This window comes from Telluria sp. Soil_C_11 (genome assembly GCF_057657395.1).
In genome coordinates this window covers 371,807-393,243 of record NZ_JBDGIN010000004.1, presented here as the reverse complement: position 1 = coordinate 393,243, position 21,437 = coordinate 371,807, and the positions used below count along the sequence as shown (strand labels likewise).

Genomic DNA, 21,437 nt, shown 5'->3' with positions numbered 1-21,437 from the left:
CGTCTCCTTGGGTATCAGTCATCGCCCTCGCCGCGTCCGAACAGGCGGTCGAACAAGCCCTTGGTTTCGGTCACGCGACGGGCCGTCACCACTTCGACCAGGTCGGCCAGGCTGCGCGCGGCCGCACTGCCGCGCGCCAGCTGCAGCACGGGAATGCCCTGGTTGACCGAATCGGTGACGGCAATGTAATCGTTGGGAACGGTATGCAGCACTTCCGCGCCGAGCGCCGCGTGCAGGTCCTGCAGGCGCAACCGGCCGCCTTTCTCGTAGCGGTTGACGATCAGGCGGATGTGATCGGTGACGTAGCCCAGCGAGCGGAATATGTCCAGCAGGCGGCGCGCATCGCGGATATCGGGCAATGCCAGTTGCAGCACGGGATAGATCGCATCGGTGCCGTCGAGCGCGCGCAGCGACACCGCGTCGATCTGGCGGCCGACGTCGAGCAGGATGTAGTCGTAGTGCTGGCGCGCCACGCGCAGGATGATGTCGATGTGCTCGGGCTTGGCCTCGATGGCCTGGCCGGGATCGTCGGCGGCCGCCAGCACCCCGAACCCGGGCGCCACGTGCACCAGGCAGGATTCCAGGAACGGGCCATCGATGCGGGCGATCTGCTGGCAGACGTCCGACAGGGTCATGGCCGGCTTCTGGTCCGACACGTACAGCGTGGCGTCGCCGAACTGGCGGTGCAGGTCGATCAGCAGTACTTTCTTGTCGGCGAGCGTGGCCAGAGCATAGCCGAAATTGGTCGAGATGAAGGTCGCGCCGCTGCCGCCCTTGCACGCGATGAAGGCAAGCACCTTGCCGTCGCGCGCCGATGCCACGCCGGCGCTGGCGGCGATGCGGTCGATCGCCTCATGCAGCGCGCGGTGCACCAGCGGCAGCTGGAGCACTTCGCGCACGCCGGCACGCATCGCGCGGATCAGCAGGTCGGGATGGTGATTATCGGTCAGCAGCATGAAATGCGCGGCTGCGTAATGGCGGGTCAGGCGTTCGAGCAAGTCTCCGTCGGCGGCATCGGCTTCGCTGGTGTCGACGATGACGAGGTCGGGAGGGTCGGACAGCGGACGATCGAGAGCGTCGCGCAGGCTGGCGCGGCTAGCGGATACATTCAGCGGCGGTACGCGCGCCGCGCCTTGGGAGGCGATCTCCGCGTAAAGCTGGGTGTCGCGGCTGATCAGGAGGGCTTTCATTGGATTCCTCGGGACGGCATTCAGTCAGGTCCATCATCGATTCAGCTTGGGCTGCGTGTTCGGGCTCGACCGGCCCGCGCCACTTCATTGGCTGCCGCTCCCGGCAACCAGGGGACGTTCGTTGCCGGATCCGTTTTCCTTGAACAGGCGCTGGTAGCGTTCCTGTGCCGCGCGGGCCGCGGCACCGTCGATGCCGGACGCGGGATTCGTATTCGCCGCAGCCTCGGGATGGATCACCTGGGCGGAAAGGTTCGCGCGCACGGAGTCGCCGAAGTGGTCGTTGAAGCGCGGGGTCGAGCTGCAGCCCTGCAGCAGCGCGCCCAGCAAAGGCACGAGCACGAGCAGATTGCGTCGGATGGACATCGCTTTCTCCTATTTCAATTCGAAGCCGCCCGCACTCTGCGCCGGGCGAGAGGCTGGCGCCGGCGTCGACAAGGCCGCGGTGCTGGCCTCGGGCGCGGGACCGTCCAGGCGCCCGCCGAGCATCAGGGCGCCGCGCGAAGGCACGCCTACCTTGTCGGTCGGCAGTACGTAGCCCGGACCGGGCATCGGCTTGACCAGGTGGGCGGTAATTACGAAGACCAGTTCGGTGCGGTCCTGCTGGTAATCGGTACTGCGGAACAAGGCACCCAGCACCGGCACGTCGCCCAGCACCGGCAAGCCTTTCAGGTTGGTCACCAGGTTATTCTTGATCAGCCCACCGATCGCGAAGCTCTGGCCGTCATACAGCTGAACCGTGGTGGTGGCGCGGCGGGTGGTGATGACGGGCAGGATCGAGGTCCCGTTGATGCCGTTGGCGGTAATGCCGATGCCTTCGCGCGACAGTTCCGAGACCTCGGGCGCGACGTGCAAATTGATCCGCCCGCCGGACAGCACGGTCGGCGTGAAGCGCAGGCCGACGCCGAACTCCTTCTCGGCCAGGGTGACGCGGTTGTTATCCTGGGCAACCGGCACATAGAACTTGCCGCCCGCCAGGAAGGTGCCTTCCTGGCCGCTGATTGCCATGATGTTCGGCTCGGCGAGCACGCGCACCAGGCTGTCCTGCTTCTCGGCGTTGGCGGTCAGGCCGTTGCCGTTCGACTTGTTGGCGCCGATCGAGCTATGGGCCGTGCCGGTGATGAAGTTCGACAGCAGGGTCGCGGCCCAGCTGCCTGAGCCGAAACGCCAGGTCGTACCGGCTTCGAGCCGCTCGAGCAGCGTCTTCGATACTTCCGCAACCTTCACTTCCAGCTGCACCTGCTGCGGCGCGCTGACGGCCAGCAGGTTGACGACCCGGGCGGCAGGCAGATTGCTGGCAGCGGACGCCCCCGGCGGATTGGCCGTATCCTGCTTGTCCGGCACAGGCAGCGGACGCAGCGGCCGGCGCACGTAGGCGTTCGCCAGTTCGACCGCACGCGCCACCGCGGCCGCATCGCTCACGGTACCGCTCAGGATCAGCGTATCGGCGGCCGCCAGGACCTTGATGTCGCGTTCTTCCGGCATCACCTCCGCCAGCGTGGCCTGCAGGGGCGCCGCATCCATGGCCACCGTGATGTCGAGCATGCTGCACAAGCCGCTTTTGCCCTGCACGATCATATTGGTGGTGCCGACATCGACACCGGCGATGTACAGCGTGTCCGGGGCGACCAGCAGCGCCTGGACGACAGCCGGGTTGCCGACGCTGCGGTGCTGCACCGGCTCGGGCAGGCGCATCAGGTTCGACTTGCCGACCTGCAGGGCCAGGCGGGCAGGCTTCGCCGCTTCGCCCTGGCAGCGCGGCCCGACCTCGGCGCGGGCGGGCGCCGCCTGGCCCGGATTGTCGGCAGCCTGCACCGGCCTGGCGGCCAATACGGGAGCGGCGGCCAGCGCCAGGCCGGCGGCAAGAAGACAGCGGAGAAGCGGCGCATGCATCAGGCATCCGTTCATGGCATTACCCTGGAATAGGTTCAGAAGCACTCCTGCGTCATGCGCAGGCCGTTGAGCACCGTGACGCAGTCGCGCTTGACCGGCGCCGCCACCTTGACGATCACCGGGGCCGGACGTGCGGCAGGCACCGGCTGCGCAGCAGGCTTGGGCGGCGTCGGCGCCGGGGACGGCAACAGCGTCAGCTTGGTGGCGCCTGAGGTAGCAGCCGACTGCGGATCGATCTGGTTGCGCAGGGCCAGCGACAAGGTGCCGACGCTGCGCGCCAGGTCGAGCTTCTCGGCCTGTTCGGGCGTGACTTCCAGCGTGACGGCATTGACCACTTTGGGCCTGGTCTCGTCGCGGTTGACTTCCTGGGCGACCGCCAGCACCAGGATTCGCTCCAGCACGATCTTCGAGATGCTCTGCTCGCGCGTGGTGGAACCGGGCGCCGCATCCTTTTGCATGCTGACGATGATGTCGACGTAGTTGCCGGGCAGTGCGAAGCCCGCCACGCCGATCACGTCGTTCACGCGCACCGTGATCGCGCGCTTGCCTTCGGCGATCAGGGCCGACAATCCGCCCAGCGTGCCGGACGGCGCCAGCTTGCTTTCGCTGACCGGCTCGCCCATCTGCAGGTTGCTCTTGAGGACCCGTCCACTGAGCTTTTGCAGATCGGTGAACGCACCTTTCGGCACGCTGTCGGCCGGCCACTCGGCCAGTTTGAACATCTCCGGCGCCAGGCGCTGGCCGAGGCTGATGTCGGCGGCGGCCACGGCGATGCGGCCGGCGTTGCCGGACGGCTGGTTCAGCAGCCAGCGCGACGCGAAAACCACGGCCGCCAGGCCGAACACGATGGCAACCGCCATGACGATGAATGCGCGCTTGTTCTTCATTTACGCCTCCGTCCCGTCAGCGATGAACATACTGTTCCAGGCCTGCTCGACCGCAGCCACCGACAGGCGGGGTTCGCTCCCGGCAAAGCCGGCGAAATCGGCGATGCGGTCGAGCAGTTCGCCGGGATAGCAGGCCAGCAGCGCGCGGCCGGATCGTGCATGCAGCCGTTCGATCAGGTGGTCCGCCGCGCTGTCGTCGTAGTCGATGCGGCGCAGCAGGCATTGGCGGCGCAGCTGCGCGCGATACACGCTGGCCGGCCATGGTCCGATCTCGGCCTTGTAGCCGATCCGGCGCAGGGCCGCGTTGTCGAAGGTGGCGGCGGGCTCCAGGTTGGTGGCGAACACCACGGCGGCATCGAAAGGCAGCGACTCGACCTGCCCGCCCTGCAGCGACAGCTGGTCGGCGCCGGCGTCGAGCGGAGCGATGAAGCGGTTGAGCAGTTCCGCGGCCGGGATGCGCTGGCGCCCCACGTCGTCGATCACCAGCATGCCGTTGTTGGCCTGCAGATGCGGCGGCGCATGGTAGACACCTTCCTCGGCGTCGTAGCGCAGGTCGAGCATCTCGCGTCCCAGTTCGGCACCGGCATGCACCAGCGGACGCTGGCAGACAGCCCAGCGCGCATCGCAGCTGCGCCGTTCCTCATGCTGGCGCGTGACCGCGGGGGCAAGGTGCAGTGCGGGGTCGTACAGGCGGATCACCTGGCGCCCGACGATCACGGCATACGGCACCGCGATCGGGCCCGGCAAAAGCCGCCCGAGCTTGTGCGCCAGCTGGGTCTTGCCGCTGCCCGACGGGCCGTACAGCAGCAGCGAACGGCGCGCATGCAAGGCTGCGCCCAGCACGTCGCGCACGGTCGGGGCCAGCCCATCCTCGCCGAGCAGCGCGGCCAGTTGCGCCCGCGTGACGCGCTCGGTATCCGCATGGCGCAGCGCCTGGCGCTCGACCACGGCGCGGTAGGATGCCAGCGTGACCGGGGCCGGACCGGTGTAACGGCAGCGCGCCAGCGCATCGACAGCGGCGCGCTGGCCGATCGCGGTCAGCTGGTACTGCATGTCGATATCGGATTCGCCGCACCAGGCAACCTCGACCTGTTGTTCCGCGATCAAGGGGTTGAGCGCTTCACGCAGCACGCTGATCGACAGGCGCAGCTTCCCTGCCAGCACGGCCAGCTGGGCCTTGCCGCTGGCATGGATGGCCTTGAGCACCAGGTCCGTGACAAAGCGCGGTTCGAGCCCGGTGTCGCGCACGGTCTTGGCCTGGCGCGGCAGGATCGGCGTGATCTCCGGCGCACCTGGCGACGCCGGTTGCACGACGCGCGGCGCCGTCACGGTACTGCTTGTCGATAGCGTTTCAAACATCGGAATCCCCCAGAAACTGCATGTTTTCCGAAACGGGTCAGACTGATTCTAGCGAGCGCCCTCCCGCCACTCTTGCGTTGCGCCAAGCCGTGCTCAACAGTAATGGCGGGCCAAAACAAGGACCGAGCCGGCCGCGATCGCGACCCCGTAAGGCATGGAACCGGCGCTCGTTTGCCCAAGCGAGCCGGCCATTTCCGCGCCCGGCACCGCCCGGCGCAGCATGATCCCGAGATTGGCCAGCACCAGCCGCAGGCGTCCGCGCGACAGCACCAGCAGCAGCGCCATCACGCCGCCGGCGCACCAGCTCAGCACGGCGATCTGGAAGGCGTCGCCCGGGCCAGTGAACGCGCCCACGACAGCCATCATCTTGACGTCGCCGGCGGCCATGCCGCGCAGCAGGTAGAAAGGCAGGAACATCGCCAGCCCAAGCCCCATCCCGCCGAGTGCGGAGAGCAAGGATGAACCGGGATCGGCGGACAGCAGGCGCAGGACCAGGACGCAGGCCAGGCCGGCGAGCAAGAGCCTGTTCGGGATGCGGCGTGTTGCGAGATCGCTCGCGGCGGCGATGCTCACCAGCAGAAGCAGCGTCACGGCAAGATACTGTTCGATTGGCATGGCATCCTCCAAAAACAAAAACCCTCCGGGCCGAGCGACCCGGAGGGTTGATACCGCTTACACAGGCATCTTGATGCCTGCCAGGCTGGTGCCGATGTTGTCGAACAGGGCCGACAGGTTGGTGCCCAGGGCCTGGGCGGCGACAGCGATGCCAACCCCGACCAGTGCAGCAATCAAGCCATACTCGATAGCGGTCACACCGTTCTCGTCAGCCATGAAGGTTTTGACTGCGGTGGTGAAAGTGCTCATGACATACTCCCATATGGTAGGTTAGTAATGACAGCCCTGACCGAATGCACTACTGGATGCTTTCTGCGGTTTGCTGCTCCGCGTCGGCCAGTGAGTTCACTATAGGAGATGATGCCGTGCGGCAAGTTGACTGCACGCAAGTTTTCCAGTGAGCACTATTTTTTGTCGATGGGAATCATTCTTCCTCCCCTTCAGGGATCGCGTCGCCCGGATGCTTGCGAAAGTCCCTTGAGCACAAAAAAAATTACTTTTGCATAATTGCATATAAGACAAAAAACCTATATCCTGTTTCGCTTGCTCTTTGTGACATGCCAGATACCTGCGGCGCGACGGCGGCTCTTTGGCCTGCAGGTCGGTGGATTACATTGCTGAGAACGACATGGACTCGCTTCTGAAACACATGGTGGACATGACCGGCCACCGCGATCACGCGATGCTCGATATTTCCGTGATTTCGGCAGTGCAGGAACTGGCCGGCGCCGCGCAGACGCGCATCCTGAGTATTGCCACCGTGGCTGGACAACCGGTCCTGCGTTCGCGCGCGGCGATCCATGCCGGCGGCAAAGCCCGTCTCGAAGACGCGCACGATGGCGCCCTCGGCGAGCCGATGAATCCGGAGCTGGCGCGCTGCCTGGCCGAACACCGCCCCAGCGCGGAAGCCTGCGGCGCCGACGGCAGCCGCACCCTGTGGCTGCCGATCTGGTTCGGCGACACGGCCAGCACCTGCCTGGAACTGCGCAACGACAAACCCTTCTGCAGCGACACCATCCACACCGTCGGCGGCATCGTCGGCGTGTACCGTAATTTCCAGAACCTGCTGGACTACAGCGAGCGCGACTCCCTGACCGGCCTGCTCAACCGCAAGACCTTCGACGACCAGCTGGCGCGCATGCTGCACGGCGCCCACGAGCAGGACCCGCGCCTGCCCGGCCTGGCGGAACGGCGCCAGCCGCACGGTCCGGAGAAACAGTGGCTGGCGGTGGTCGACGTCGACCATTTCAAGACCGTCAACGACAAGTTCGGCCACCTGTACGGCGACGAGGTGCTGATCCTGATCGCCAACCTGCTGCAGTCCTCCTTCCGCGTGCAGGACCGTGTGTTCCGCTTCGGCGGCGAGGAATTCGTCGTGCTGCTGCGCTCGACCACCCTGGACAATGCCTGGAAAATCATCGAACGCTTCCGCGCCAACGTCGAGCACCACGAGTTCCCGCAGGTGGGCCGGGTCACGGTCAGCGTGGGTTTCGTGAGCATCAGCGCCTACGAATCGCCGGTGGTGACCCTGGGCCATGCCGACCAGGCCCTGTACTACGCCAAGAGCAATGGCCGCAACCAGGCCTGCCATTACGACGACCTGGTCTCGCACGGCATGCTGCAGGCGGTGACCTCGAACGACACCGCCGAATTCTTCTGAGGTTTTACGCCGCGAGCGTCATGAAGCGCAGCGGATCCACCTTCCACTTCTCGGGCGATTCATGGCGCACGATCTTGTCGCCGCCGCCGAAACCCAGGCCGCGCGACAGGTCGACGGTCTCCGGCCTGATATAGGTCTGGCTTCTGGTGCTGAAGAATACGTTGACCTTCGGCGTGAGCAGGCTCGTTTCGTGCGGCTCGACCACCACGCCGAGGCGGCCCGATTCCAGCAGCACCAGGGTGCCGACCGGGTAGATGCCGACGCAGCGCATGAACTCCTGGGCCAGCGTGGGATTGAAGTGGAACTTGCTCCACTCGTAGATCTTGCGCAGGGCCTCGGCCGCCGGCAAGCCCTTGTGGTAGCAGCGGTCGGCCGTGATCGCGTCATAGACGTCGACGATGGCGGCCATCTGCGCCAGCTCGCTGATCTGGTCGGCGCCCTGGCGGTCCGGATAACCGGTGCCGTCGCGGCGCTCGTGATGGTGCAGCGTGATGTCGAGCGGGATCGGGCCGATTTCCGGCGAGCGGCGCAGGATCTCGACCCCGTCGCGTGGATGGCGGCGCACGACTTCGAACTCCTCGTCGGTCAGGCGTCCCGGCTTGTTCAGGATGTGGTCCGGGACCAGCGCCTTGCCCGTATCGTGCAGCAGGCCGCCGATGCCGGCCTGGTAGATGGTGTCGTCGTCCATCTTGCGCGAACGGCAGAAGGCAACCAGCAGGGTGCACACGCTGACCGAATGCAGGAAGGTATAGTCGTCCTTGTTCTTGATGTACGAAAGGCCGAGCAGGGCGCTGGCATTGCGCAGGATCGACGCGGTGATGTTCTCGACCACCGGCGACACCTTGTCCATTTCCACCGCCTTGCCCAGGCGCGCATCCTGCATCACGGTCCTGACCAGGCCGGCGGCCTGGCGGCGGATCGCAACGGCTCGGTCGAATTCCTCGGCCAGCGCGGCGCGGAGCGGCGCCACCGGCCTGGCCGCGATCGCCGTCACTTCCGCCTCGACCACCGCTGCCGCCTCCTCGACGGTCGGCGCGTCGGCCAGGTCCAGCCCCTTGCCGCAATCGATGGTCACGCCGCGGATCCCGGCGTTCAGGATTTTGCGGATTTCATCTTCGCTGCTCAGGACAAAGCGGTTGCGAACGAAAGGATGTTCCATCCAGCCGCAATCGAGGTCGTGAATGGCCATCCCCACGCGGAGCTGTGAGGAGTCGATTTTTTTAAGCATGGGGAAAGACAGGGGTGTGTTAATCTCGCCGCGTTTCGACGTACTTTCAGTATAGCAACTGCTCAGCTTACCTGTTGCAATAAGCAAACTAACTTTACAAATTATGTATCCTTAAAGATACAAAAATTGTCTCATGGAACTACGCCAGCTCCGCTACTACGTTGCCATCGTCGATCACGGTTCGCTGTCGCGCGCGGCGCTGGTGCTGCACGTGGCGCAACCTGCGCTGACCCAGCAGCTGCGCCAGCTGGAGGACGAACTGGGGGTCCAGTTGCTGCACCGCTCGGCACAGGGGGTGGTCAGCACCGATGCGGGCAAGGTCTTCTACGAGCATGCGCTGGCGATCCTGAAGCAGGTCGCGGATGCCCAGGCGGCCGTGATCCAGTCGGCCGAGCGGCCTTCGGGCAGCGTCACGCTCGGCCTGCCGCACAGCATCTCGGGGGCGCTGGCCCTGCCCCTGCTGACCGCGATCCGCCGGCGCTATCCGGAAATCACCCTGCAGCTGACCGAAGAAATCACAGGCAACCTGGCCGAGCAGCTGCGCTCGGGCCGCGCCAACCTCGCCGTCCTGTTCGACGACGGCCAGCTGGCCAGCTTCGCCACCACGCCCCTGGTCGAGGAAGAGCTGCGCTTCATCTGCCGCTTCGACGCGCCCTGGGCCGAAGGACGCGACAGCCTGAGCCTGGCGGAAGCGCTGGACGCGACCCTGATCCTGCCCGGCCTGCAGCATGGCGTGCGCCCGCGCATCGAAAGCACGGCACGCGCCGCCGGCCTGCACACGCGCGGCGTCATCGAGATCAACTCGATCGCGATCCTGAAATCGGCGATCCTGGCCGGCATGGGCGCCACCATCCTGCCGGTCGCCCCGGTGCAGGCGGAAGTCGAACGCGGCGCGATGCGGGCGCTGTCCATCCACAGCCCGGCAATCTCGCGCACGGTGGTGCTGTGCACCTCGAAGAACATCCCGCTGACGAACGCCGCGGCCGCCGTCAGCCGCCTGGTGGCGCAGGTCGCCGCGGAGCTGTGCGCCAGCGGCGCCTGGATCGGCGCACGGGCACTCGACGCCGCCTGAGCCGCCCGACGGGCCATCATTTTTTCTTATAGCCCCATCCTCATTCCGTATTTCCGTATACGTCAGCTTGTCACTACACTTCGGGCAAAGCCAAAAAAGCGGCACCCGGCCTGCTCCCGCCAACGCCTACCCGGCGTAACGCTCCGAGCCAGCCCACCTGAATACCATTTGGAGACACCATGCCTGACACCACCCTGGGCCAGGGCGCGCCTGCGCCCGCCGCGCCTGCCATCCCGCCTGCTCCCCCCGCATTGAAAGACGTCAGCCTCGACGACAAGTACACCGCCACCTCCGGCAAGATCTTCCTGTCCGGGATCCAGGCGCTGGTGCGCCTGCCGATGATCCAGAAGCTGCGCGACGAACAGGCGGGGCTGAACACGGCCGGCTTCGTGTCGGGCTACCGCGGCTCGCCGCTCGGTGGTCTCGATGAAAACCTGTGGAAGGCCAAGGGCCACCTCGAAGCCAAGAGCATCCAGTTCGTGCCGGGCGTGAACGAGGACCTGGCCGCGACCGCCGTGTGGGGCACCCAGACCGTCGACCTGATCGGCCCGGCCAAGCACGACGGCGTGTTCGCCATGTGGTATGCGAAGGGCCCGGGCGTGGACCGCTGCGGCGACGTCTTCAAGCACATGAACCACGCCGGCACCGCAAAGAACGGCGGCGTGCTGCTGGTGGCCGGCGACGACCACGGCGCCTACTCCTCGACCCTGCCGCACCAGTCCGACCACATCTTCGCCGCCTGCATGATCCCGGTGCTGTACCCGTCGAACGTGCAGGAATACCTGGACCTGGGCGTGCACGGCTGGGCGATGTCGCGCTTTTCCGGCCTGGCGGTGGCCTTCAAGGCGCTGGCCGATACGGTCGAATCGAGCGCCTCGGTCGACGCCGATCCGTTCCGCGTCGAAGTGAAACTCCCGCAGAACTTCGCGATGCCGGAAGGCGGCCTGAATACGCGGCTATCATCAGTTCCACTGGGCCAGCAGGCGCGCACCCAGGAAGCGCTGATGCAGGACTACAAGATCTACGCAGCCCTGGCCTACGCGCGCGAGAACAAGCTGAATCGCGTCACCATCGACAGCCCCGACGCGAAACTTGGCATCATCGCCTCCGGCAAATCCTACGTCGACGTGCTGGAAGCGCTGGAAGAACTGGGCATCGACGAAGCGATGGCGGCCCAGGTCGGCCTGCGCCTGTACAAGGTCGCGATGATCTGGCCGCTGGAGCCGGAAGGCGTGCGCGAATTCGCGCAGGGCTTGGAAGAGATCCTGGTGGTCGAAGAGAAGCGCCAGGTCGTCGAGTACCAGCTGAAGGAACAGCTGTACAACTGGCGCGACGACGTCCGTCCCCACATCGTCGGCAAGTTCGACGACAAGGGCGAATGGGTCTCGCCGCGCGGCGAATGGCTGCTGCCGCCGAAGGCCGACTTCTCGGTGGCGCAAGTGGCGCGCGTGATCGCCGGCCGCATCGCCCGCCTGAACCTGGACGAGCGCACGCGCGACCTGATCAAGGCCCGCCTGGCCTTCCTGGAAGCGAAGGACGCGGTGCTGATGAAGGCCGTCACGACCCCGTTCCGCCCGGCCTTCTACTGCTCCGGCTGCCCGCACAACACCTCGACCAAGGTGCCGGAAGGTTCGTTCGCGCTGGCCGGCATCGGCTGCCACGTGATGGCGACCTCGATCTACCCGGAGATGAACAAGCTGACCACCCACATGGGCGGCGAAGGCACGCCCTGGATCGGCCAAGCCGCGTTCTCGAAAGTGCCGCACGTGTTCCAGAACCTGGGCGACGGCACCTATTTCCACTCGGGTTACCTGGCGATCCGCGCCGCGATCGCGGCCAAGGTCAACATCACTTATAAGATCCTGTACAACGATGCGGTCGCGATGACCGGCGGCCAGCCGGTCGACGGCGTCACCTCGGTGCCGCTGATCGCCCAGCAGATGGCGGCCGAAGGCGTGAAACGCATCGCCCTCGTCACCGAAGACCTGTCGCGCTATGAAGACCGCTCGAGCCTGCCGGAACTGGTCACCATCCACGACCGCAAGTTCATGGATGATGTCCAGCGCGAGCTGCGCGAACTGCCGGGCGTGACGGTCCTGATCTACGACCAGACCTGCGCCGCCGAGAAGCGCCGCCGCCGCAAGAAGGGCGAGTTCCCTGACCTGAACAAGCGCATGGTGATCAACGAAGCCGTCTGCGAAGGCTGCGGCGATTGCGGCGTGCAGTCGAACTGCGTCTCGATCCTGCCGAAGGAAACCGAATTCGGCCGCAAGCGCGCCATCGACCAGTCGTCCTGCAACAAGGACTATTCGTGCGCCAAGGGCTTCTGCCCGAGCTTCGTGACCGTCGAAGGCGGCACGCTGAAGAAGAACAAGGCCGGCGTCGCCAAGGACGGCACCGACGACGGCTGGGGCCTGCTGCCGGAGCCGGCGCTGCCCTCGATTGCCGCGCCCTACAACATCCTGATCAACGGCATCGGCGGCACCGGCGTGATCACCGTCGGCGCGCTGATGGGCATGGCGGCCCACCTCGAAGGCAAGGGCGCGTCGGTGCTGGACATGACCGGCATGAGCCAGAAGAACGGTTCCGTGACCTCGCACGTGAAGATCGCGCAAACGCCGGAACGCCTGCGCGCCCAGCGCATCGCCACCGGCGAAGCGGACCTGGTGCTGGGCTGCGACATGCTGACCGCCGGCGCGTCGGACGCGATCTCGAAGATGCGCCCGGGCCGCACCACGGTGGTGGTCAACCTGCACGAGCAGCCGACCGGCACCTTCGCCCAGCAGCGGGATTGGGAATTCCCGGCCGGGCAGGTGCGCTCGCTGATCGCGGAAGCGGTCGGCGGCGAAGCCGGCGTGGACTTCATCGATGCGACCAGGCTGGCCACAAGCCTGATGGGCGACTCGATCGCCGCCAACCTGTTCATGATGGGTTACGCCTGGCAGAAGGGCCTGATTCCGCTGTCGGAAGCCGCGCTGCTGCGCGCGATCGAACTGAATGGCGTGGCCGTGGGCTCCAACAAGCGCAGCTTCCTGTGGGGCCGCCGCGCCGCCGTCGACCTCAAGCGCGTGGAAAAAACCGTGACCCCGGCGCAAGCCATCGTCGTGCAGATGCCGCAGAGCCTGGATTCGGTCATCAAGAAGCGCGTCGAATTCCTGACCGGCTACCAGAATGCCGCCTACGCCGCGCAGTATGCGGAGCTGGTCGAGAAAGTGCGCGCGGCCGAGGGCGCCCACAAGCTGGGCAACAAGCTGTCGATGGCGGTCGCGAAATCCCTGTTCAAGCTGATGGCGTACAAGGACGAGTACGAAGTCGCGCGCCTGTACACCGACGGCCGCTTCGTCGAGCAGCTGCAGACCCAGTTCGAAGGCAATTTCAGCCTGAAGTTCAACCTGGCGCCGCCGCTGTTCGCGAAGAAGGATGCCAAGGGGCACCTGGTGAAGGCCGAATTCGGCTCGTGGATGTGGAGCGCATTCAAGCTGCTGGCCAAGCTGAAAGGCCTGCGCGGCGGCGCCTTCGACATCTTCGGCTACACGGCGGAGCGCAAGATGGAGCGCGCCCTCATCGCCGAATATCGTGGGATGATCGAGGATGTGCTGCGCTCGCTGGACGCCTCGACTTACGCCACGGCGGTCGAACTGGCGGCGCTGCCGGAGCAGATCCGCGGCTTTGGCCACGTCAAGGAAAAGGCGGTGGCCGAGTACCGTGCGCGCAAGGCTGAGCTGCTAGGCGGCAACGTCAAGCAACGCGCCGCCTGAACCGTCGTCCCCGCGCAGGCGGGGACCCAAGTTTGTGTGCGTTACTGAGACGCCGGCAACCTTAGGCCCCCGCCCTCGCGGGGGCGACGCCTGACATTCTTGACGTTTACGTTAACGTCATATACCGTACCAAGAACTCCTGTTCGCTTCCGCAATCTCAAGGAACACCATGAACGACATCACCCCCGCCGCCAGGCTCGAGCTGCCGGAACAGCCGAAGCTGGCCAATAAAGTGCGTTTCGTGACCGCCGCCTCGCTGTTCGACGGCCATGACGCCTCGATCAACATCATGCGCCGCATCCTGCAGTCGAACGGCGCCGAGGTCGTGCACCTGGGGCACAACCGCTCGGTCGACGAAGTCGTTACCGCGGCCCTGGCCGAGGACGTGCAAGGCATCGCCATCTCCAGCTACCAGGGCGGCCACGTCGAATACTTCAAATACATGATCGACCTGCTGCGCCAGCGCGGCGGTGCGCACATCAAGGTGTTCGGCGGCGGCGGCGGCGTGATCGTTCCCAGCGAGATCGAGGAACTGCATGCCTACGGCGTGACGCGCATCTTCAGCCCGGAAGACGGCCAGCGCATGGGCCTGGTCGGCATGATCCGCTCGATGCTGGAAGCCTGCGACGTCGACCTGTCCACCTATGCCCCGACCTCGCTCGAGCCGCTCACCAGCGGCGCGGTCGAACAGCGCCACCGTCCGCTGGCCCAGCTGATCACCGCGCTGGAAAACGGCAAGGCCAGCAATGAACTGCGCAAGCAGATCATGGACGCGGCCGAAGGCCTGAAGGTGCCGGTGCTGGGCATCACCGGCACCGGCGGCGCCGGCAAATCCTCGCTGACCGATGAGCTGATCCGCCGCATCCGCCTCGACCAGGGCGACCGCCTGAACATTGCCGTCGTCTCGATCGACCCGTCGCGCCGCAAGTCCGGCGGCGCCCTGCTGGGCGACCGCATCCGCATGAACGCGATCAATCCGTGGAACGGCCAGGCGCGCGTGTTCATGCGCTCGCTGGCCACGCGCGAAGCCGGCTCCGAGATCTCGCAGGCGCTGCCGGAAGTGATCGCCGCCTGCAAGGTGGCCGGCTTCGACCTGGTGATCGTCGAAACCTCGGGCATCGGCCAGGGCGACGCCGCCATCGTCCCGCACGTCGACCTGTCGATGTACGTGATGACCCCGGAATTCGGCGCCGCTTCCCAGCTCGAGAAGATCGACATGCTGGACTTCGCCGACTTCATCGCGATCAACAAATTCGACCGCAAGGGCGCCCAGGATGCGCTGCGCGACGTGGCGAAACAGTACCAGCGCAACCGCGAACTATGGTCCCAGGGCGCGGACCAGATGCCGGTGTTCGGCACGCAAGCCTCGCGCTTCAACGACGACGGCGTCACTGCGCTGTACCACGGCCTGCTGCCGGCGCTCGCCGGGCTGGGCCTGAAGGTCGAGGCGCCGAAGCTGGAAAAACCGTCGCAGAAATACTCGAGCGGCAAGAACGTGATCGTGCCGCCGAGCCGCACCCGCTACCTGGCCGAAATCGCCGATACCGTGCGCGGCTACCACCGCAATACCCATCAACAGGTGAAACTGGCGCGCGAACGCCAGCAGCTGACTGAAACCAAGCGCATGCTGGCGCTTGCCAACCGCGAAGTGGTGCTCGACGACCTGATCACGGAGCGCGACAACGCCATGGACGGCGAAGCCAAGAGCCTGCTGGCCTCCTGGCCGCAACTGCAGGCCACCTACGCTGGCGACGAGCACGTGGTCAAGATCCGTGACAAGGAAATTCGCACCAAACTGGTGCAAACCACGCTGTCCGGCAACAAGGTGCGCAAGGTCGCCCTGCCTCGTTTTGAGGACCATGGCGAGATCCTGCGCTTCCTGATGCTGGAAAACGTCCCCGGCGCCTTCCCCTACACGGCCGGCGTGTTCCCGTTCAAGCGCGAGGGCGAAGACCCGACCCGCATGTTCGCCGGCGAAGGCGATGCCTTCCGCACGAATCGCCGGTTCAAACTGGTGTCGACCGGCATGGATGCGAAGCGCCTGTCGACCGCCTTCGACTCGGTGACCCTGTACGGCGCCGATCCGGCCCTGCGTCCGGACATCTACGGCAAGGTCGGCAACTCCGGCGTGTCGATCGCGACCCTGGACGACATGAAGGTGCTGTACGACGGCTTCGACCTGTGCAGCCCGACTACCTCCGTCTCGATGACCATCAACGGCCCGGCCCCGACCATCCTGGCGATGTTCATGAACACCGCCATCGACCAGCAGCTGGAAAAATTCGAACGCGACAACGGCCGCGCGCCGACCGCCGACGAAACGGCAAAGATCAAGGAATGGGTGCTGGCCAACGTGCGCGGCACGGTGCAGGCCGACATCCTGAAGGAAGACCAGGGCCAGAACACCTGCATCTTCTCGACCGAGTTCTCGCTGAAGGTGATGGGCGACATCCAGGAATACTTCGTCCAGCATCAGGTCCGCAATTTCTATTCGGTGTCGATCTCGGGCTACCACATCGCCGAAGCGGGTGCGAACCCGATCTCGCAGCTGGCATTTACCCTGTCGAACGGCTTCACCTTCGTCGAAGCCTACCTGGCGCGCGGCATGCACATCGACGACTTCGCGCCGAACCTGTCGTTCTTCTTCTCGAACGGCATGGACCCGGAATACACGGTGCTGGGCCGCGTGGCGCGCCGCATCTGGGCGGTGGCGATGCGCGACAAGTACGGCGCCAACGACCGCAGCCAGAAGCTGAAGTACCACATCCAGACCTCGGGCCGTTCGCTGCACGCGCAGGAAATCGACTTCAACGATATCCGCACCACGCTGCAGGCCCTGATCGCGATCTACGACAACTGCAACTCGCTGCACACCAACGCCTACGACGAGGCGATCACCACGCCAACCGACGAATCCGTCCGCCGTGCGCTGGCGATCCAGCTGATCATCAACCGCGAATGGGGCCTGGCCAAGAACGAGAACCCGAACCAGGGCTCGTTCATCATCGACGAACTGACCGACCTGGTCGAGGAAGCGGTATTGCAGGAATTCGAGCGCATCGCCGAGCGCGGCGGCGTGCTGGGTGCGATGGAAACCGGCTACCAGCGCGGCAAGATCCAGGAAGAATCGATGCTGTACGAGCACAAGAAGCACGACGGCAGCCTCCCGATCATCGGCGTGAATACCTTCCGCAACCCGAACGGCGCAGAAGCCCCGGCCACCATCGAACTGGCCCGTTCGACCGACGACGAGAAGCAGTCGCAGCTGACCCGCCTGGAAGCCTTCCACCAGCGCAACGCCGAGCAGGCGCCGGCCGCCCTCGCCGCCCTGCAGCAGGCCGCGATCGACAACGACAACGTGTTCGCGCGCCTGATGGACGCCGTGCGCGTGTGCTCGCTGGGCCAGATCACCACCGCGCTGTTCGAGGTGGGCGGGCAGTATCGCCGCAATATGTAAACGTCAAGGCGGACCCGCAATCCGCCTGCTTTCGCTCAAACCGGGGTCAGACTCCCATTTTTGGAAATATCGCAGCAGATATTTCCAAATTCGGGAGTCTGACCCCGGTTTGCGTTTGCTCTAGAATGGTTCCAAGTCCACCACGGAGCCGTGCATGCCGATCAAGCCGGAACACCTCGCCGCCCTGATGCGCGAAGTCGAGCAGGAAGATCCGATCGACTTCGCCGACCTCCCCTTCCCCGAAGACGACCTGCGCGAACTGGTTGCCAACCACCTGTGCGAGATGGCGGCGTCGATGGAGAACTTCAGCACCGAAGACCGCCTGATGACCCTGCTCGCGGTATCCGCCAAGCTGGTGCTCGAAAACCTGGTGCTGCACGTGCAGCTGTTGCGCCGCCATGGCATCCCCGCCGGCGATAACGTCGAAGCCCTGTTGAGCCGCCTGCGCAACAACAAAAAGTAAATGCGGCTGGCATACCACAAATTGCTTTGATTTCGCACAATTGCCTATTGTGTTAATGACAGCCGGATTTCTTCGGGTATGATTGATTTTTGCAAATTTCTATGCAGACAACCCTGTTTGCAAAAGCCATTAATTCGAGGGAATCATGCCGCGTAATGTCAACAAGAAGGCGCTCAGTACTGCACTGGTCACCGGGGCCATCATCGCCGCTGCCGCTCTGGGCGGCTGCAATCGCAGCAAGCCAACCGAACAGCTCCTGGCGGAAGCGAAACAGTATCAGCAGAAGGGCGAAGTCAAGGCCGCGATGATCGAGCTGAAAAATGCGGTCGCCAACAGTCCGGAAAACGGCGAAGCCCGTCTGGCGCTGGGCGTCCTGCATCTCGAGACCGGCGACGCCGTGTCGGCCGAAAAGGAGCTGAACAAGGCGCGCGCGCTCGGCATCGACAAGAACCGCGTGCTGGCGCCCCTGGCCCGCGCGCTCGAGCAGCAAGGCAAGTTCAAGGACGTGCTGGACGTGATTCCGGCCGACAGCGCCGCCAGCTCGGCTGAGCTGCTGACGCTGCGCGGCAATGCCTATCTCGACCTGAACGAGCCGGACAAGGCCAAGGAAGCCTATGACCAGGCCGCCAAGTTGCAGCCGGATAGCGGCAATGTCCTGATCGGCATGGCGCGCCTGGCGGTCTTCCACAAGGACCTGATGGCGGCCACGGTGCTCGCCGACCAGGCCGTCGCCAAGGATCCGAAAAACACCGAGGCGTGGATGTTCAAGGGTTCGCTGGCGCGCAGCGAAGGCAAGATGCCGGAAGCGCTGGCCGCTTTCACCCAGGCCTTGGCAATCAAGCCGGACCACCGCACCGCGCATATCGAAAAAGCGCTCATCGAAATCAACCTGCACAAGTTCGATGAAGCGAAGGCCGATCTGGACGCGGCGCGCAAGATCACGCCGGCCAGCCTGCAGCTGGCCTACACCCAGGGCTTGCTCGACTTTACCAAGGGCGAGAACGCAGCAGCCCTGGAATCCGTGCAAAAAGTGCTCAAGACCGCGCCCGAGCACATGCCGAGCATCCTGCTGGCAGGCGCGATCCAGCTCAAGATGGGCGCCCACCAACAGGCCGAGCAATACCTGCGCAAGTACCTGGCGGCGGTTCCGGACAACACGTATGCGCGCAAGCTGCTGGCCCAGGCGCAGCTGCAGACCGCGCCGTCGGATGCCCTCGCGACCCTGGCGCCGGCGCTGAAGAAGCCGACCGACGACCCGCAGCTGCTGGCCCTGGCTGGTGAAACCTATTACCGCAACCAGGATTTCGGCAACGCCACCACCTACCTCGAAAAAGCGGCGGCGCTGGCGCCGAAGGTCGCGGCCCTGCACACGTCGCTGGGCCTGTCCCGCATCAAGCAGGGTGACCAGGCGAAAGGTCTGTCCGAACTCGAACTCGGCGCCTCCCTCGACACCACCTCGCCCAAGGGCGCCATGGCGCTGGTGCAGGCCGAGATGTCGATGAAGCATTACGACAAGGCGCTGGCCGCCGCGCAAGCGCTGGTGAAACAGCAACCCGACAACGCCCAGGCACATGGCACGCTGGGTGGGGTCTATGAAGCCAAGGGCGATGTCGCGAATGCCCGCGCCAGCTTCGAAAAGGCGGTCGCGCTCGACCCGAGCTTCCTCCCCGCCTCGGCGCACCTGGCCCAGCTGGACCTGAACGACAAGAAGCCGGCCGATGCCGAAGCCCGTTTCACCTCGGTGCTGAAGAAGGATCCGAAAAACATCACCGCGATGACCGCGCTGGCCGAGCTGGCAATCATGCAGGGCCAGCAGGACAAGGCAACCACCTGGTTCGAGAAGGCCAGCAGCGAGAATCCGGATGCCGTCGCGCCCGCGATCCGCCTGGCCAACCACTATCTGAAGATCAAGCAGGTGCCGAAAGCGCTCACCCTGGCGCGCAAGCTGCAAACCGAAAACCCGACCGATCCCAGTCTGCTGAGCCTGCTGGGCCAGGCCCAGCTGGCGAACAAGGACACCACGGCGGCGATCGAGACGTATAGCAAACTGGTCAACGTCCAGCCGAAATCGGCGCAGGCCAAATACCTGCTCGCCTCCGCCTATGCCCTGGCGAAGCGCGACGACGATGCCGCCGCCGAGCTGAAAAAGGCGACCTCGCTGCAGCCCGATTTCCTGCCGGCCCAGCTGGCGCTGGCCGAGCTGGCAATGCGCAAGAAACGTCCGGAAGAAGCGCTGGCGATCGCGCGCGGCCTGCAGAAACAGGAACGCACCGCCCCCACCGGCCTGCTGCTCGAAGCCGACCTGCTGATGGCGCAGAAAAAGGTGGACCAGGCCCTGCCGCTGTACGAAAAGGCCCAGAAGAACCACCCGACGACCCGGATCGCCATCGCACTGCACCAGCTGCAAAAGATGAGCGGGAAGGAGCAGAAGGCCAACCAGGGCCTGGCGCAATGGATCAAGGACCATCCGAACGACGTCCAGGCACTGATGTATTCAGCCGAGCAGAGCCTGGCCGCCAAGCAGTACCAGCCGGCCGCGGACCAGCTGGAAACGGTCGTGAAGCTGACGCCCAACAATGCGCTGGCGCTCAACAACCTGGCCTGGACCTACCAGCAGCTGAACAATCCCAAGGCCGTGGAAACGGCCGAGAAAGCCTACAGCCTGGCCGGCAACAACCCGGCCGTGCTGGATACCCTCGGCAGCATCCTGACCGACAAGGGCGACAGCAAGCGCGCGGTGGATCTGCTGCAGAAAGCGGTGACGGCCATGCCTGAAAACACCGACATGCAATTGCACCTGGCGCAGGCCCAGATCAAGAGCGGCGACAAGGCCAGCGCACGCAAGACCCTTGAAAAGGTTTCCGCTGCCAGCAAGGGCGATGCATCGGCGAAAGCCAAGGAATTGTTGCAACAAATGTAAAAACCGGCCGGCGGCACACGCCGCCGGCGTTACATACGTGTGTTTTTTGCCATAGTCGTTATCAAATATTCATTTCTTTATTACATTCTCACTGCCTTCGGTGTTACGATTGTTAAAGTAACTGAGCCTTTGTGCAAGATGAATATCGATGTCCTGCGGAGATTAAAAGAATGAACAGCTTAACAACTCGCGAGGAAGTGAAAGAACTATTCTCTGAAACCCAGGACGCACGTTACGATACGGCTCCTCCGGGTGGTCGCGAGCTCGACTGTGATACGATCACCGATGTGACGATTAACGAAAAAACATTTGGTATCCGTACGGCGGACACGGATGGGAGGCGCAGTTCTGCGAATCTTCTCATCAACAAGATGTATGCGTGGCGTGGATATACTGGCACGCATCGTCTCGACGATGATCCGAACCGGATTACCCTTTCGGCTTCCGACCATGGCGAAGTGGTCGGAACGGTCACGCTCGGTATCGATTCCCCTGTCGGCCTGCTGGCCGACGAAGTTTTCAAGGACGAAATCGATCGCTTTCGCGAGCGCGGAGCGAAAGTCTGCGAGATCACCAAGCTCGCCTTCGATCCCAAGGTCCGCTCGAAGGCCGCGCTGGCCTCGCTGTTCCACGTGATGTTCATCTATGGCCGCCGGCTGCACAAATGCACCGACGTGTTCATTGAAGTTAACCCGCGCCATCGGCGTTTTTACGAGACGATGCTGGGTTTTAAACGCATCGGCGAGCTGCGCATCAACCCGCGCGTGGATGCGCCGGGCTGGCTGCTGTGGAACAGCCTCGATTACGTCCAGGACCAGATCGAACGCTACGGCGGCACCAGCGATTCCGCGGAAAACGAACGTTCCCTGTTCCCCTACTTCTTCTCCCAGAAGGAAGAAGAAGGTATCACGCGCCGCCTCACCAATCTCGGCTGAGGC

The 21,437-nt window shown here is 64.7% G+C and carries 15 protein-coding genes; 7 read left to right on the top strand and 8 right to left on the bottom strand.

Annotation, left to right across the window (positions count from 1 at the left end; genetic code table 11):
* Window positions 1-14: 14 nt before the first annotated feature.
* From AC3A6M_RS09780 to AC3A6M_RS09750, 7 genes are all read right to left on the bottom strand, one after another.
* On the bottom strand, window positions 15-1,190 hold the full coding sequence (locus tag AC3A6M_RS09780) for a CpaE/TadZ family protein (protein ID WP_487852528.1): 1,176 nt from the start codon (window positions 1,188-1,190) through the stop codon (window positions 15-17).
* An 84-nt stretch (window positions 1,191-1,274) separates the two neighbouring features.
* Window positions 1,275-1,553: a hypothetical protein gene (locus tag AC3A6M_RS09775; protein WP_487852527.1), complete on the bottom strand. Its 279-nt coding sequence runs from the start codon at window positions 1,551-1,553 to the stop codon at window positions 1,275-1,277.
* 9 nt (window positions 1,554-1,562) lie between these two features.
* The gene (locus AC3A6M_RS09770; RefSeq protein WP_487852526.1) at window positions 1,563-3,095 is read right to left on the bottom strand and encodes a type II and III secretion system protein family protein; all 1,533 of its coding nucleotides are present in this window, start codon (window positions 3,093-3,095) and stop codon (window positions 1,563-1,565) included.
* Between the two features lie 20 nt (window positions 3,096-3,115).
* Window positions 3,116-3,967 (bottom strand): Flp pilus assembly protein CpaB, encoded by an 852-nt coding sequence (gene cpaB, locus AC3A6M_RS09765; protein ID WP_487852525.1) that lies wholly within the window; start codon window positions 3,965-3,967, stop codon window positions 3,116-3,118.
* Window positions 3,968-5,326, bottom strand: coding sequence for an ATP-binding protein (locus AC3A6M_RS09760; RefSeq protein WP_487852524.1), 1,359 nt, complete (start codon window positions 5,324-5,326; stop codon window positions 3,968-3,970).
* A gap of 93 nt (window positions 5,327-5,419) precedes the next feature.
* Entirely contained in the window at window positions 5,420-5,941 is a 522-nt protein-coding gene (locus tag AC3A6M_RS09755; RefSeq protein ID WP_487852523.1) for an A24 family peptidase, read from the bottom strand.
* A 57-nt stretch (window positions 5,942-5,998) separates the two neighbouring features.
* Window positions 5,999-6,190: a Flp family type IVb pilin gene (locus AC3A6M_RS09750; RefSeq protein ID WP_487852522.1), complete on the bottom strand. Its 192-nt coding sequence runs from the start codon at window positions 6,188-6,190 to the stop codon at window positions 5,999-6,001.
* Between the two features lie 379 nt (window positions 6,191-6,569).
* Here AC3A6M_RS09750 and AC3A6M_RS09745 point away from each other — a divergent pair, with 379 nt between their 5' ends.
* Window positions 6,570-7,601 (top strand): GGDEF domain-containing protein, encoded by a 1,032-nt coding sequence (locus tag AC3A6M_RS09745; protein ID WP_487852521.1) that lies wholly within the window; start codon window positions 6,570-6,572, stop codon window positions 7,599-7,601.
* Window positions 7,602-7,605: 4 nt separating this feature from the next.
* Here AC3A6M_RS09745 and AC3A6M_RS09740 read toward each other — a convergent pair whose 3' ends face one another.
* Window positions 7,606-8,829 carry an HD-GYP domain-containing protein gene (locus AC3A6M_RS09740; protein ID WP_487852520.1) on the bottom strand — a complete coding sequence of 408 codons (1,224 nt, stop codon included), beginning with the start codon at window positions 8,827-8,829 and terminating at the stop codon, window positions 7,606-7,608.
* A gap of 133 nt (window positions 8,830-8,962) precedes the next feature.
* Between AC3A6M_RS09740 and AC3A6M_RS09735 the strand changes: the two genes are divergently transcribed.
* From AC3A6M_RS09735 to AC3A6M_RS09710, 6 genes are all read left to right on the top strand, one after another.
* A complete protein-coding gene (locus AC3A6M_RS09735) occupies window positions 8,963-9,901 on the top strand; it encodes a LysR substrate-binding domain-containing protein (RefSeq protein WP_487852519.1) in 939 nt (312 codons plus the stop codon).
* A gap of 179 nt (window positions 9,902-10,080) precedes the next feature.
* Entirely contained in the window at window positions 10,081-13,659 is a 3,579-nt protein-coding gene (locus AC3A6M_RS09730; RefSeq protein ID WP_487852518.1) for an indolepyruvate ferredoxin oxidoreductase family protein, read from the top strand.
* A 169-nt stretch (window positions 13,660-13,828) separates the two neighbouring features.
* Window positions 13,829-17,116, top strand: coding sequence for a fused isobutyryl-CoA mutase/GTPase IcmF (gene icmF / locus AC3A6M_RS09725; RefSeq protein WP_487852517.1), 3,288 nt, complete (start codon window positions 13,829-13,831; stop codon window positions 17,114-17,116).
* Between the two features lie 154 nt (window positions 17,117-17,270).
* A complete protein-coding gene (locus tag AC3A6M_RS09720; protein ID WP_487852516.1) occupies window positions 17,271-17,579 on the top strand; it encodes a hypothetical protein in 309 nt (102 codons plus the stop codon).
* A 145-nt stretch (window positions 17,580-17,724) separates the two neighbouring features.
* Window positions 17,725-20,499: an XrtA/PEP-CTERM system TPR-repeat protein PrsT gene (prsT, locus tag AC3A6M_RS09715; protein ID WP_487852515.1), complete on the top strand. Its 2,775-nt coding sequence runs from the start codon at window positions 17,725-17,727 to the stop codon at window positions 20,497-20,499.
* Between the two features lie 170 nt (window positions 20,500-20,669).
* Window positions 20,670-21,434, top strand: coding sequence for a GNAT family N-acetyltransferase (locus tag AC3A6M_RS09710; RefSeq protein WP_487852514.1), 765 nt, complete (start codon window positions 20,670-20,672; stop codon window positions 21,432-21,434).
* The last annotated feature ends 3 nt before the right edge of the window (window positions 21,435-21,437 follow it).

Excerpts from the sequence above, each read along its gene's own strand:
- AC3A6M_RS09780 (WP_487852528.1), bottom strand. The coding sequence starts at position 1,190 with ATGAAAGCCCTCCTGATCAGCCGCGACACCCAGCTTTACGCGGAGATC.
- AC3A6M_RS09775 (WP_487852527.1), bottom strand. The coding sequence starts at position 1,553 with ATGTCCATCCGACGCAATCTGCTCGTGCTCGTGCCTTTGCTGGGCGCG.
- AC3A6M_RS09770 (WP_487852526.1), bottom strand. The coding sequence starts at position 3,095 with ATGAACGGATGCCTGATGCATGCGCCGCTTCTCCGCTGTCTTCTTGCC.
- cpaB (WP_487852525.1), bottom strand. The coding sequence starts at position 3,967 with ATGAAGAACAAGCGCGCATTCATCGTCATGGCGGTTGCCATCGTGTTC.
- AC3A6M_RS09760 (WP_487852524.1), bottom strand. The coding sequence starts at position 5,326 with ATGTTTGAAACGCTATCGACAAGCAGTACCGTGACGGCGCCGCGCGTC.
- AC3A6M_RS09755 (WP_487852523.1), bottom strand. The coding sequence starts at position 5,941 with ATGCCAATCGAACAGTATCTTGCCGTGACGCTGCTTCTGCTGGTGAGC.
- AC3A6M_RS09750 (WP_487852522.1), bottom strand. The coding sequence starts at position 6,190 with ATGAGCACTTTCACCACCGCAGTCAAAACCTTCATGGCTGACGAGAAC.
- AC3A6M_RS09745 (WP_487852521.1), top strand. The coding sequence starts at position 6,570 with ATGGACTCGCTTCTGAAACACATGGTGGACATGACCGGCCACCGCGAT.
- AC3A6M_RS09740 (WP_487852520.1), bottom strand. The coding sequence starts at position 8,829 with ATGCTTAAAAAAATCGACTCCTCACAGCTCCGCGTGGGGATGGCCATT.
- AC3A6M_RS09735 (WP_487852519.1), top strand. The coding sequence starts at position 8,963 with ATGGAACTACGCCAGCTCCGCTACTACGTTGCCATCGTCGATCACGGT.
- AC3A6M_RS09730 (WP_487852518.1), top strand. The coding sequence starts at position 10,081 with ATGCCTGACACCACCCTGGGCCAGGGCGCGCCTGCGCCCGCCGCGCCT.
- icmF (WP_487852517.1), top strand. The coding sequence starts at position 13,829 with ATGAACGACATCACCCCCGCCGCCAGGCTCGAGCTGCCGGAACAGCCG.
- AC3A6M_RS09720 (WP_487852516.1), top strand. The coding sequence starts at position 17,271 with ATGCCGATCAAGCCGGAACACCTCGCCGCCCTGATGCGCGAAGTCGAG.
- prsT (WP_487852515.1), top strand. The coding sequence starts at position 17,725 with ATGCCGCGTAATGTCAACAAGAAGGCGCTCAGTACTGCACTGGTCACC.
- AC3A6M_RS09710 (WP_487852514.1), top strand. The coding sequence starts at position 20,670 with ATGAACAGCTTAACAACTCGCGAGGAAGTGAAAGAACTATTCTCTGAA.